At 42.6% G+C, this 13023-nt stretch carries 13 protein-coding genes; all 13 read right to left on the bottom strand.

Annotation, left to right across the window (positions count from 1 at the left end; all coding sequences use genetic code 11):
* Window positions 1-8: 8 nt before the first annotated feature.
* Window positions 9-992, bottom strand: a complete 984-nt coding sequence (gene galE, locus CCON33237_RS07470) for a UDP-glucose 4-epimerase GalE (protein WP_054197060.1) — start codon at window positions 990-992, stop codon at window positions 9-11.
* 80 nt (window positions 993-1072) lie between these two features.
* Window positions 1073-1921, bottom strand: a complete 849-nt coding sequence (locus CCON33237_RS07475; RefSeq protein WP_081004468.1) for a DNA ligase — start codon at window positions 1919-1921, stop codon at window positions 1073-1075.
* Window positions 1921-2499, bottom strand: coding sequence for a DNA-3-methyladenine glycosylase I (locus CCON33237_RS07480; protein ID WP_054197062.1), 579 nt, complete (start codon window positions 2497-2499; stop codon window positions 1921-1923). The genes CCON33237_RS07475 and CCON33237_RS07480 overlap by 1 nt, the downstream gene beginning before the upstream one ends.
* Before the next feature lie 9 nt (window positions 2500-2508).
* Window positions 2509-3567 (bottom strand): NAD-dependent epimerase, encoded by a 1059-nt coding sequence (locus tag CCON33237_RS07485; RefSeq protein WP_054197063.1) that lies wholly within the window; start codon window positions 3565-3567, stop codon window positions 2509-2511.
* Between the two features lie 45 nt (window positions 3568-3612).
* Window positions 3613-4290, bottom strand: a complete 678-nt coding sequence (locus CCON33237_RS07490; protein WP_054197064.1) for a DUF4272 domain-containing protein — start codon at window positions 4288-4290, stop codon at window positions 3613-3615.
* 38 nt (window positions 4291-4328) lie between these two features.
* Entirely contained in the window at window positions 4329-5675 is a 1347-nt protein-coding gene (locus CCON33237_RS07495; RefSeq protein WP_054197065.1) for an FAD-dependent oxidoreductase, read from the bottom strand.
* Window positions 5676-5802: 127 nt separating this feature from the next.
* Entirely contained in the window at window positions 5803-7620 is a 1818-nt protein-coding gene (locus tag CCON33237_RS07500) for a TonB-dependent receptor domain-containing protein (protein WP_234402286.1), read from the bottom strand.
* 597 nt (window positions 7621-8217) lie between these two features.
* Complete coding sequence (locus CCON33237_RS09560; protein ID WP_155463283.1) at window positions 8218-8364, bottom strand: hypothetical protein; 147 nt, start codon at window positions 8362-8364, stop codon at window positions 8218-8220.
* An 84-nt stretch (window positions 8365-8448) separates the two neighbouring features.
* Window positions 8449-8835 carry a DUF2625 family protein gene (locus tag CCON33237_RS09480; RefSeq protein WP_081004450.1) on the bottom strand — a complete coding sequence of 129 codons (387 nt, stop codon included), beginning with the start codon at window positions 8833-8835 and terminating at the stop codon, window positions 8449-8451.
* Window positions 8836-8960: 125 nt separating this feature from the next.
* Window positions 8961-9779 carry an enoyl-ACP reductase FabI gene (gene fabI, locus CCON33237_RS07510; protein ID WP_054197067.1) on the bottom strand — a complete coding sequence of 273 codons (819 nt, stop codon included), beginning with the start codon at window positions 9777-9779 and terminating at the stop codon, window positions 8961-8963.
* A 301-nt stretch (window positions 9780-10080) separates the two neighbouring features.
* A complete protein-coding gene (locus CCON33237_RS07515) occupies window positions 10081-10758 on the bottom strand; it encodes a triose-phosphate isomerase (protein ID WP_054197068.1) in 678 nt (225 codons plus the stop codon).
* A complete protein-coding gene (locus tag CCON33237_RS07520; RefSeq protein ID WP_054197069.1) occupies window positions 10755-11957 on the bottom strand; it encodes a phosphoglycerate kinase in 1203 nt (400 codons plus the stop codon). Before CCON33237_RS07520 ends, CCON33237_RS07515 begins: the two co-directional genes overlap by 4 nt.
* A 16-nt stretch (window positions 11958-11973) precedes the next feature.
* Complete coding sequence (gap, locus tag CCON33237_RS07525; protein WP_054197070.1) at window positions 11974-12972, bottom strand: type I glyceraldehyde-3-phosphate dehydrogenase; 999 nt, start codon at window positions 12970-12972, stop codon at window positions 11974-11976.
* Window positions 12973-13023 lie beyond the last annotated feature (51 nt).

Genomic DNA, 13023 nt, shown 5'->3' on the forward strand with positions numbered 1-13023 from the left:
GTTTATCCTTAAATTTTCTTTTCCCACTCAAGGGCAGTTTTTATGATGAGCGCTAGGTCATCTCTTTTTGGCTTCCAGCTTGTTAGCGAGCGCAGTTTGCTTGCGTTTGAGATAAGGATAGCTGGGTCGCCATCCCTTCTTGGTGCGTTTTGTACCTTAAAATTTACCTCACTTACCTTTTTTGCGGTCTCGATGACCTCTTTTACACTAAATCCTCTGCCATATCCCACGTTAAAAGTTTCGCTACCGTTTTGACCGATGTATTCCAGCGCGCTGATATGAGCGTCTGCTAGGTCGCTAACGTGGATGTAGTCCCTCACACATGTGCCATCTTTTGTTGCGTAGTCATCGCCAAAGATACCCATGCTCTCACGCTTGCCAAGTATAGTTTGCACAGCTACCTTAATAAGGTGCGTGGCGTTTGGATAGTTTTGGCCGATAAGCCCCTCTTCGTCTGCGCCTGCGACGTTGAAGTAGCGAAGTATCGCAAATTTAAAATTTTTATTTGAAGCGGCGTAGTCTTTGATGATCTGCTCGCTCATAAGCTTGCTTCTGCCGTATGGATTTATAGGGATAGTAGGCGTTGTTTCACTAACTTCTGCCACGTCTGGCTCGCCGTAAACTGCAGCAGTTGAGCTAAATATAAATTTATTTACATTGTAAGTCTTTGCGTATCTTAGCACCCTTGCAACGTTTGCGGTGTTGTTTAGATAGTATTTTAACGGCTCACTCATACTCTCAAAGACCTCGATAAATGCTGCAAAATGGATGATCGCATCAAATTTACCATTTGCAAAAATTTCACTTAGATCATCTTCTAAATTTGCGTTTATAAATTTAAAATTTCCTATTTTTTGGAGTGCTTCAAGTGCTTTTTGTGAACCCTTGCAAAGATTGTCGATGATGGTTATCTCATCTTTGCCTTGCTTTAAAAGTGCTTTTACTACGTGGCTGCCGATGTATCCAGCACCACCTGTTATTAAAATCTTCAAGTTTAAGCCTTTCATAAAAAGTGGTTAATTTTATCAAAAATAGAGTAAAGCAAAAGTAAAGCAAGACTTTTGAATAAAATTTAATCCTCTCTAACCCTTAAAAATATTGGAAATCTTGGCTTGCCATTAGCAGTTAAATTTTGAAATTTATATGTGATGATGGAGCCTATCTTTGGGGGATTTCGGCGCTTTTCATCGCTTAGTCCTGAGCCTATTTTAAAGACAGTGCCAGATTTTGGCTCGCCAGATTTTTCTTCACCCTGCTTGCCACCAAGCGCTTTACAGGTAAGCGAGCCAGCAAATTTTGCGTATTTGCCGCTACCTTTATTTATAGTGATTACTTCACACTCGGCATCTTTAAATTTTTTAAATTTCAGTGCATTTTTACTTCTTTTTCGCTCGTATGGTGCATTTGGCTCACGCACGACTGCTCCCTCTCCGCCCTTTACAATAATGTCCTCTGTAAATTTTAAAAACTGGGCGTTATCTCGCATTTTTATCTGTTTTATGATGATCAAATTTTGATTTGGCTCATTTTTTAGAAATTTAGCCAAAACTTCAAGTCTGGTAAGCAAACCACCACTTGCCTCAGGTACGTCAAAAATATGAAATTTTAGCCTTCTCCAAGCTTTTTCATCGGGCAACTTATCCATCACTGTTGCTTGAATTTCTTCAAACTTAAGCTCTTTAGCATAAAGCTCGCCATCGAGTGCAAATTTTGGGAAATTTTTAGTAAAACTTAGCGGTGCATTCAGTTTTTTACCCTGCCTTGAGAGTAAATTCTCTCCGTCCCAGTAGGCACGCACGCCATCAAGCTTTTCACTAGCTAGCCAGCCTGAGACGTTTTGCTCTTTATACTCGTTAAGGCGCAGCAAGTCAAGAGAAAATGCAAAATTTAAAAGGAGTAAAACCGCAAAAATTATTCTGATCAAGCCTTGCCCTTACAAAAACAATATTCCAGATGATCGTCTAAAACGCCCACGCTTTGCAAAAAGGCATAGGTGCTAACAGAGCCTAAAAATTTAAACCCTCGCTTTTTTAGCTCCTTTGCCACAAAGTTAGACATCGGCGTAGTGGCTGGCACTTGTTTGATATCTTGATAGTGATTTATGATCTGTTTGCCGTCAAATTTTGGGTCAAATTTTCTTAACAAATATCCCCAAAGATAGTCATAAAAGCTACCAAATTCTTGCGTTACGGATAAAAATGCAAGGGCGTTTGCAGAAAGCGATTTTAGTTTTAATCTGTTGCGGATCAACCTCTCATTTTGCATAAATTTCGCTATCTCAGCCTCGTCGTAAAGCTTGATCTTCTCTGGATCAAAGCCATCAAACGCCTCTCTCATGGCCTCTCTTTTTTGAAGCACTCCATGCCACGAAAGTCCCGCCTGAAAACCCTCCAGAACTATCATTTCAAAAAATTTTCTATCATCTTTTACGACTTTGCCCCACTCGTTATCGTGGTAAGCTATATCAAGCTCGCCTTTTGCCCATTCACATCGCCTCATCTGCTTTCCTTAAATTTTAACTCCGTAAAACTCGCAATACCACTCGACAAATTTAGCCACGCCGTCGTTTACTTTTGTATTTGGCTTGTAGTCAAAATCAGCCACCAAATCGTTCACATCAGCAAATGTTGCTGGCACGTCGCCTGCTTGAAGTGGGAGGAAATTTTTCTTGATCTCGCGGCCGATCTTTATCTCAACCGCCTTGATGTAGTCCATGAGCTCAACTGGGCTGTTATTACCGATGTTATAGACCTTAAACGGCGCTTTTGAAGTGGCAGGGTCTGGGTGCTTTGCGTCCCAAGCTGGATTTGGCTTCGCTGGGTTGTCAATGCATTTAATTATGCCCTTTACGATGTCGTCTACGTAGGTAAAGTCGCGCTTCATCTTGCCGTAGTTAAAGACGTCGATGGTTTTATCTTTAAGTGCCGCATCAACAAATAAAAATAGCGCCATATCAGGACGTCCCCATGGTCCATACACCGTAAAAAAGCGAAGTCCAGTCGTTGGCACGTTAAATAGATGGCTATAAGTGTGCGCCATCATCTCGTTGCTCTTTTTGGTCGCTGCGTAGAGGCTTATAGGGTGATTTACCGCCTCGTGCGTAGAAAATGGCATATTTTCATTTAGTCCATAAACCGAGCTAGAGCTTGCATAGACTAAATTTTTGATCTCATTGTGGCGGCAGCACTCGAGGATATTCACAAAGCCCGTGATGTTGCTGTCTATATAAGCTTTTGGGTTTATGAGCGAGTAGCGAACGCCAGCTTGTGCGGCTAAATTTACCACTACGTCAAATTTTTCTTTAGCAAAAAGCTCTTTCATCGTCTTTTCATCAGCGAGATCTGCTTTTATAAATTTTAAATTCGGATGTGTTTTTGAGGTGATAAGCTTGCCATAGTCTATCTCGCTCGTATCAAAGCCAGCCGTTTTTAGGCGTTCAAGCTTTAAATTTACGTCGTAATAGTCATTTATCACGTCATATCCGACGACCTCATCGCCTCTTTTTACAAGGGCATTTGCAAGGTGAAATCCTATAAATCCAGCTGTTCCAGTTACTAAAATTTTCATATTTTTCCTTTCATTTTTGGCTTATTTTAGTGCAAAAATGTAAATTTACGTATTTAGATCAGGGTAGTCCCAAGCGTTAAATTCAGCTCTTAAGTCGTCATTTTCCCAACCTTTGCAGCATAACCACTCAAGCCCTGCACGTCTTTCCATAACGACCTCTTCGTCAAGTCCAGCAAGCTTTTTGCCATTTATCCTTGCGTCCACACACGCCCAGTGATAACGATAAACTAGGTCAAGCTTGCTTAAAATTTCATCCAAACTGCGCGGTTTTGAGCGCTTTTTTAGCCCGCCCTCTTTAAAGACGTTCATCACAAACTCGCAGTCGCAAATTTTATCCATCTTACCGATATCTTCAGCTATGCCAAGCGCCCAAAGCAAGATCCAAAGCGACTCATACTTCCAGCCCATATTTACGGCCAAATTTATATCAGCTCTGCCCTCTACGACCTCTTTTTCTTTTACACTTAGATCGCCATAAAAATCGCCCAAAAAGTCTTTAGCCCAAGCTATCTCATCTTCACCTAGGTGGCCATTGTCGCGGATAGTGCAAGCACACATAATGGCCGTAAATGAGCAAACCGCACGAGTAATGATCTCATCAACGCTTCTTGGCGTAACTTCACTATTGTCATACCTTAGTGGCAGACTCTCAAGCACAGCCACACCCTCTTTTTTTAAAATTTTTATGCTCTCATCTTTTCTTTGTTGCGCTGTTTTTGGCATATCCGCACCTTTTTTAAAAATATCAAACACTCCCATTTTTATTCAAAAAACTCAGCGTTAAATTTCTCTTCGTTAAAATTTTTACCTAAAAATTTACAGGCTTCGATCATATCAGTTCTTGCTATTTCAAAACAACTCGTAGCCCCAGGACTTGGAGTCATATTAAAACTTATGCCCTCGCCTGTGCTTATCTTGCCCTCGCCAAGCTCAAGGCACTTTTTATTACGGTCGATAACTTGCGGTCTTACGCCGCCAAAATTTATAGCATAGCTTAGGTCATTTTCACTTAGGCTTGGTACGATCTTTCTAGCATCTTTTACAAATTCTTTTTTATTGATAAATGGCACTTCAAATAAGAAATTTCTCAAAATATAAGATCTGATGTCGCTATCTTTTAAGAGATTTGTAAAGACTTCAAAGACATTTTTATCAAATTTTAGGCATTTACAAAAGTCAAAAAAGCTTGAACAGCCGTGGTATCTCTCTAGTTTTGGTATGACTAGAGCCGTTGGTCCAAAGCGAGTGTTGCCATTAGCTAGGATATCTGGATCGCCGTGAAGCGCGGCAAATGGTAGCTTATCGTTTTGCACCATATAAACTTTGCCATTTAGCAGGCGTTTTTTTGCAAAGTAAAAGCTTCCAGCAACGGGCAGTGTGCTAAGATGAAGCCCATAACCCATTTTGTGAGCCAAAAATAGCGAGTGTCCGCCAGCATCTACTACGACGTAGTTTGCAGTGATCACCTCACCATCATTTATCTTTATGTGAAATGTATCGCCAGCCTTTTTTATATCAGTTACTTCTGAGTTTAGGCTGATCTCATAGCCATCTCCGCCTAAATTTATAGCATTTTGTACGAGTGAGTTTGCCAAGCCACCAAAGTCCATCGTCGTAAACTGCCCATTTTGCGTGCCTATGGCGATGATGTTTTCTGGCCTCTCATTACCATTTGCGTCAAAAACGACGTTTGGCTCGATCTGTTTTAACTTCTCTTTGTCATAAATTTCAAGGTAAGAAAAAAGCTCCTTAAAACTCTCATATCTCTCTTTCATGCGCTCTACTTCGGCATCTCCGATAGCTAGTGCCATTTTTTGATGAGCGAACATATATTTGCCATCAAGATTGTATTTTAGAGCATATTTTACTGGCATATTTGCCACACGAGAGACTTTTTTCGCCTTTTCTAGTGTGTAGTTTGTCTCAATATCGCCACAATGAATGGTTTGTGAGTTGCCTTTGCCGTTTGAATTTAGAGTAGCTACGCCGTCATATTTTTCTAAAAGTGCGACTTTTTTTATGTCGCTAAATGCAGCCAACTCATAAAAGAGCGCCGTCCCACTAATGCCTGCTCCGACAATTACCACTTTAAAGTGCTTCTGCCTCATTTTTTCTCCCAAAAAGTTTAGTCGCCAAAATGATACTATATTAATTTTAAAACAAACAGTATGGTGAAAAAAGCTAGAATTTTTATATAAAATAGAAATTTGGCAAGGCTCTCACCTTGCCATAAAGCTAAAATTTATAAGAGAAGTTTACCTTGAAATTTCTACCTGGCTCCCAGTCTACATAGTTTGGATCGCCTGTATAATCAGCCGTTCTTTGGGACTGTGAAGCATAAGTTTTATTAAAGAGGTTATAAATTCCAGCATTTATCTCTAGCCCTTTAAATTTACCACTGCTTGGTGCATAGGTAGCATAGATATCGCTAACTGCATAGCTTGGTATCTTGACATTTTTATCATCGCCGGCTGAGACGGTATTTTTTGAGGCAAAGTAGATTAGATTATAGCCTATTAATGTATCGATCCTTGAAAATGCATACTCTGCATTAAATGTATATTTATCGCCCTGATCGCGGTAGCCAATGACGTTTGAGGTATAATAGCTACCATTTGATTTTGTGACTCTATCTTTATATTTTACATTTTGATGAGTGTAGCTAGTAGCTAGGCTAAGTGCGTCTAAATTTAGCTTTGCAAGTAGCTCGACGCCGCTTATGTCAGCACCACCAGCGCTTATCCTCTTTAAAGCTCCATTTGCTGTGTTGTTATCAACTATTAAATTTTTATATTTTGTCATGAAGTATTTTGCAGAGAGGTTATACGAGCTAGCTTCGTTTATATCGCCGTGGTATTTAAGGCCAGTTTCGTAGCTGTTACCTGTGGTCGCTTTTAGATCTTTATTTGCCTTCCAGTTTAGTGCCCTACCCCTGCTAACTCCGCCTGCCATCATCGACTCCATGACATCAGGCCCTCTAAAGACTCTTGCGTAGCCTGCAAATGCGTGTAATCCTTTAATGATCTCATAATCAAGCGCAAGCGCTGGCGTAAATTCGTTAAATTTATAGGTGTAGCTCTTTACATTTCCTGCTCTTCCGTCATAGCTTTTTAGCTCATGGTGCGTATATCTGATGCCTGGAGTAACAGTTAGCGAGCTAAAATTTAGTGCATCTTCTGCGTAGATAGAGTAGTTATTTACCCTTTCTGGGTAGTGATTGTCTGGTTTGTTGAAATTTTTACTTTGATAAAACTCAGCGCCATATCTAAAAGTCTGCGTCAAAGCGCCGCTCTCGACTACACTTTTAGCCTTTGCATTTATGCCATTTGTCTCTACTCCCCATTTTGAGCTATCAATCCTTTGGTGCCTTGTGTTGTAAGCTGTTATGTCTAAATTTAAAAGATCGCTTGGCTTATACTCGTATTTTAGTGTTGTTGTATCACGCTCGTATTTTCGGTAGTCGTCATTTGTATGCCAGCTGCCAAATTCTGCTCTTAAAGGATAAAGACCCTTAAATTCATTATGCTCTCTTGAGATAGAAATTCTATGCGCATCAAGGAAGCTATAACCAAGCTTTAGAAGATAGCTAAGGTCGTTGCCGTCGCCGCCTATCTTTCTTTTGTTGCCACTTTTGCCGTAGTCGTAGCCTTTGTGATTAATAGCTGCTATAAAATCGAGCCCTTCAACTGGGGCAGTAAAGAGCATAAGACCTTGAGAAAATTCGCTGTTATTTGAGGCGTATCCGGTCTTTATCTTTGCGCCGATCTTTTCACCGCTTTCTAGCAAATCCCTTGCATCGACTGTTTTAAAAGCGACCGAACCGCCAAGCGCTCCAGAGCCATTTACGACTGATCTTGAGCCAACCTCGATGTCTATTGCCTTTATGAGATCAGGATCGATCAACAAGTCGGCGTTGTGGTGAAAGGTGTTTCCATTTTGTTTTGCGCCATCTATCGTGATATTTAGGCCGCAATCGCTCACACCACGCATATAATTTTTTTGGTTCATGCCGTTTGTGCCACCCACATAAACGCCAGGAATGTCTCTTATCACGTCTTTTGCCAGACCAGCGTTTCTAGTTGAAATTTTGATGTCATCAACGCCGTATCCACCACTGCTACTTCACCTCAACACCGCTTAGCACGCTCTCGCCTGCTGCGTTTGCACAAACTACCACGCTAGCTGCAAGAGAGAGTTTAAATAAGCTTTTAAATCTCATATTTCCTCCTAATTTGGTTATTAAAGTTACTATTTTAATTTTATAGCGTAATTTTGAGATTGAATATTATAATTTTAAGTATAAATTTTGGATAAATTTTTGAGTTTTTAGATAAAAATATAAACTATTTTTAAATTTTAATTATCTAATAAATTAATTAAATATCGAAATAAAGGACGAAATTATATGATTTTATCAAGGTAGTAAATAAGGTTAATTTTTAATAGAAAATTATTAAAAGTATAAAAATTCTTAAATTTTATAGATAATTTTTATCAAGAAAGGCTTAAGAAACATAAAATAAATTTTACTTTTTTAGCATTCAGAATTATTTTTATAAACACTCTTAAGTAGATTATGAAAAAATTTTATAATTTTTAAATAAGATAGAGCAAAACTCTTGGATCTGCTGGAAGTATCATATAAATTTACTAGACGCCCTTGAAGGCAAAATTGAAATATTCATTCATGCAAATACTATCTTTTTTCATATCTTTTAGTCTTAGCTTTATGTCGACGCCTTGCCAAAGTATTGGCAATAGCGCAAATATCGTCCTATCAAGGCTAATTTTTTTCACATCCTCACACTAGCCATACCAGCTGTAAAACTCACAAAAATTTAGATATATCGCCGCAAAGCGCCAAGTAAAAACCGCGAGTAGCTAAGCTAAGTATCTTCCCATTTGCTGCTTATCTGGCACGCAGTAAAAGACATTGCCAGCTTTGCCACCAAAGGCACCGCCGTTTATCACGAACAATTTTATACAAAACATCGTTTGCCACGAACAAATTGCTAGGCATCTACCCTGCCTCGCTAAAGTTTTTGCAAGGTTAAAGCTGTAAATTTTGCACTTCATCTGCTCGCATCCTGAGCCAAGCAAACACAGCCAACCTTCATCCATCACGATGCCACCACACCCATAAACAAGCGCTCCCATCGGCGAGCGAGTGGTGACCTGAAGCACTAAAAGCTCGCTTTGCGCCCTACCCTCATCGCGAGGCAAAATTTCATAATCGTTTTTATCCTCTTTTAGCCACCCTTTTATCAGTGCCCAGCCTGGCCTATTGAGTCTATAAGCTCATCTAAAGCTCATTTTGTATGCCCTTGTGGTAAATTTAGTGAAATTTTAAAGAAGAATTTGGCGAGTCACCCCGCCAAATTTGTATTAGTAGATTATTTTGCGTCCCAAGCTAGGATAGTGTTGCCCTCGGCGTCGGTAGCCACGTCGCCCATGCCCATGATGTTGTAGCCGCAGTCTACGTAGTGAACTTCACCTGTCACGCCGCTAGCTAGGTCGCTAAGCAGGTACATAGCGCTGTTGCCGACATCTTCAGTCGTGACGTTGCGTTTTAGTGGGCTGTTTACTTCGTTGTAGCGCAAGATCATCCTAAAGTCGCCTATTCCGCTTGCAGCAAGCGTTTTGATAGGACCTGCACTGATCGCATTTACGCGGATATTTTTAGCGCCAAGGTCGTGCGCTAGGTAGCGAACCGAGCTTTCAAGCGCTGCTTTTGCGACGCCCATAACGTTGTAGTGTGGCACGAATTTCGGTCCGCCTAGATACGTAAGAGTTAGCACCGAGCCGCCCTCTTTTAGCACTGGCAAAACCGCACGCGTAAGGCTTAATAGCGAGTAAACACTAGTGCCCATCGCTATGTCGAATGCCTCTTTTGTTGTGTTTACAAACTCGCCTTCTAATGCTTCTTTGGGCGCATAGGCCACTGCGTGCACGACAAAATCTATCTCGCCAAGATCTTTTTTGATGCGATCCGCGAGACCGTCAAGGTGAGCTGGGTTGTTTACGTCAAGCTCATAGACGAATTTGCTCCCAAACTCCTCCGCGATCGGCTCTACGCGCTTTTTAAGAGCGTCATTTAGATATGTAAACGCCATTTGCGCACCTTGCGCGTGACAAGCTTCGGCGATGCCGTAAGCTATTGATTTAGCGTTAGCAACGCCGACAATTAGACCTTTTTTACCCTTTAATATCATTATTTTTCCTTTCTACTTTTGCCTGGCTTTTTCTACTTATTCTGCGTTAAAATTTAAAAAATAATACTCACGAACCATATGTTCGCTCCGCTTATTTTTTAAATTTTGCCTTGACTAAGCGAAAAATCCTTCGCAATTTGACTTAAAAATCTATAAATTAAAATTCGCAAAATCTCGCGAAACGCCAAATTTGATAGCAACAGTATCGTGAGATGGATTTTAATGTTGCATAGAAATTTTAAGTCAAGACTAGGCACATAGCCTGTCGCAGACTTAAAATTTCAAACTCATTAAAAGACGCTCACGAGACAACGCGTATAAGATCCAAAAACTTCGACGCATCCCAGCTGGCTGTTCCTACCAACACTCCATCGCAGTTTTTAATACCCGCTATCCCGCCGATATTTGCGACATTTACGCTTCCGCCGTAAAGTAGCGGCGCGCTCGTCTGCTCGCGGATGAAATTTAAAACATTCTCGATTTGCTCCGCACTAGCGCTCTTGCCCGTACCTATCGCCCACACGGGCTCGTAGGCGATCAGTAGCCGCTCGTAGCCAAGGTCGATATTTTTTAGCTGTTCCGCCAAAAACTCCTTCGTGCCGCCAGCTTCGTTCACGCTCAAATTTTCGCCGATGCAGTAGACGATCTGCCAGCCCGCCTTTACGGCGAAGTCGAATTTAGCGCGCAAAAGCTCCTCGCTCTCGCCTAACTCGCGCCTTTCGGAGTGCCCGATCAGCACGCTTTTTACGCCAAACTCGTCCAGCATCGCCCTACCGATCTCTCCCGTGTGAGCGCCGCTTTCGCATGGGTAGAAATTTTGCACACCGAGTTTAAATTTATGAGTCGCGAGATCAAGCGCGCTAAACGGAGGAAAAACCGTCACGTCGTCGTTTGCGCATAAATTTGCGTCTAAAATTTCAGCGTATTTAGCAAAGCTCGCTCTGGTGTGATTGCACTTTAAATTTGCTAAAAACCTCACTCCGCAACCTTTCTAAGCGGTTTTATGCCGGGTAGTTCCTTGCCCTCGATGAGCTCCAGGCTAGCACCTCCGCCCGTGGAGATAAAGGTCATCTCGTCAGCATCTCCCGCGCGCTCGACGACGTCGGCTGTATCGCCGCCGCCAACGACCGTAGTCGCGTGAGTGTCTATGATGGCATGGCTCATTTTGATGCTGCCTTTGCTAAATTTATCCATCTCAAAAACGCCCATCGGCCCGTTCCACCAGATGGTTTGCGCGTCGGCTATGACCTCTTTAAAGAGCCTAATCGACGCCGGTCCGATATCAAGCCCCATCCAGCCGCTAGGTATCTCTTGTGCGGGGACAAACTTCACGGCGCTTTCGGCTGAAAACGTCTGAGCCGCGACGACGTCAACCGGCAGGTAAATTTTAACGCCAAGCTCTTTGCCTTTTTGTAAAATTTGTCTTGCGTCTTCGATGAGGTCTTCTTCGAGCAACGAATTTCCGATATTTTCGCCCAGAGATTTTAGAAACGTAAACGCCATACCGCCGCCGATTATCAGCTTATCCACACGCGGAAGCAGGTTGTGCAGGGCTTGCAGCTTGCCGCTAACCTTACTACCGCCCACGACCGCCACAAACGGACGCGCAGGGTGTTTGATGAGATTTTGAGCGAAATTTATCTCTTTTTGCAGTAAAAATCCCGCCGCTTTGTGCTTCTCGTCGTAAAATTTAGTGATCGCCTCGACCGAGCTGTGAGCTCTGTGGCAGACGCCAAACGCGTCATTGATGTAAAATTCGCCGTATTTAGCTAGCTCAGCGGCTAACGCCTCGTCGTTTTTGGTCTCGCCCTTTTCGAAGCGTAAATTTTCAAGAAGCAAAATTTCGCCAGGTTTTAGCGCGGCGGCTTTAGCTTTGGCGTCCGCGCCGATGACGTCCTCGGCAAAAATCACGTCTCTATCAAGTAGCCTCGAAAGCCTCTTTGCGACGCCTCGCAGCGAAAATTTTTCCTCAAAGCCGTTTTTCGGACGCCCTAGGTGGCTAGCCAAAACCACGCTGCAGCCGTTATCTAGGCAGTAGCGGATAGTAGGGATCGCTGAGCGGATACGGCGGTCATCGGTGATGTTTAAAAACTCGTCCATAGGCACGTTAAAATCGCACCTGACAAATACCTTCGCGCCGCTAAGCTCAAGATCGTTGATCGATAAAATTTCACTCATTTTTCACCCTTTAAATTTACTTCGTAGCCACGATCTTAGCTAGATCGACGAGCCTTGTCGAGTAGCCCCACTCGTTGTCGTACCACGCAAAGACCTTTACCATATCATCGGCGATGACCTGCGTAGTGTCGCTGGCTACGATGCTGCTGTATGCGCTCGTGCAAAAGTCGCTGCTAACTCTATAATCGTCATCGACAAATAAAATTCCCTTTAAATTTGACTCCGCAGCCGCTCTAAACGCCTCGTTTATCTCCTCTTTGCTAGCCGGTCTTTTTAAAACCGCCGTTAGATCAACCATCGAGACGTTAGCGACCGGTACGCGCACTGCCTGACCGTGCAACTTGCCGCTTAGCTCCGGAAGCACTTTAGCGATAGCTTTTGCGGCTCCAGTGGTCGTAGGCCCGATATTTAGGGCTGCAGCGCGCGAACGACGGAAGTCTTTGGCCTTCACATCAACCAAGCTTTGGCCGTTCGTGTAAGCGTGTATCGTAGTCATGAGCCCTTTTACGATGCCAAATTTATCATTTAGCACCTTTGCCACTGGAGCTAGGCCGTTTGTGGTGCAGCTTGCGTTTGAGACGATCGCTTCGCCTGCGTATTTATCGTCGTTTACACCGACTACAAAGGTCGCCGTGTCATCTTTTGCCGGAGCACTCATGACGACTTTTTTGATACCGCGAGCTAGATACGGTTCGCATTTTTCAGTGGTCAAAAACTTGCCTGTGCACTCCAAAACCACGTCTACGCCGTAGTCTGCGTAGCTAAGCTCGTTTAGATCTCTTGTTGAAAAAACTCTTATCTTTTTGCCGTTTACTTCTATAAAATCGTCGCTTATCACCTTAACGTCTTGCTTAAATTCGCCGTGCACGCTGTCGTATTTGAGCAGATAGCGCGTCATGTCGCGCGTCGCCGTGTCGTTGATAGCGACAAGCTCGACGTCGTCTCGCTCTAAAATAATACGAGCAGCACACCTACCGATACGCCCAAAGCCGTTTATTGCTACTTTAACTGACATCTTAGCTCCTTTTGATATAATTACGCCTAATTCTACAAAAAAGAATTTTAA

Source organism: Campylobacter concisus (assembly GCF_001298465.1).
Taxonomy (GTDB): domain Bacteria; phylum Campylobacterota; class Campylobacteria; order Campylobacterales; family Campylobacteraceae; genus Campylobacter_A; species Campylobacter_A concisus.

Bases quoted from the DNA above. Each gene is read 5' to 3' on its own strand.
- CCON33237_RS07480 (WP_054197062.1), bottom strand. From the start codon at position 2,499: ATGAGGCGATGTGAATGGGCAAAAGGCGAGCTTGATATAGCTTACCAC.
- CCON33237_RS07485 (WP_054197063.1), bottom strand. From the start codon at position 3,567: ATGAAAATTTTAGTAACTGGAACAGCTGGATTTATAGGATTTCACCTT.
- CCON33237_RS07490 (WP_054197064.1), bottom strand. From the start codon at position 4,290: ATGCCAAAAACAGCGCAACAAAGAAAAGATGAGAGCATAAAAATTTTA.
- CCON33237_RS07495 (WP_054197065.1), bottom strand. From the start codon at position 5,675: ATGAGGCAGAAGCACTTTAAAGTGGTAATTGTCGGAGCAGGCATTAGT.
- fabI (WP_054197067.1), bottom strand. From the start codon at position 9,779: ATGATATTAAAGGGTAAAAAAGGTCTAATTGTCGGCGTTGCTAACGCT.
- CCON33237_RS07520 (WP_054197069.1), bottom strand. From the start codon at position 11,957: ATGAGTGAAATTTTATCGATCAACGATCTTGAGCTTAGCGGCGCGAAG.
- gap (WP_054197070.1), bottom strand. From the start codon at position 12,972: ATGTCAGTTAAAGTAGCAATAAACGGCTTTGGGCGTATCGGTAGGTGT.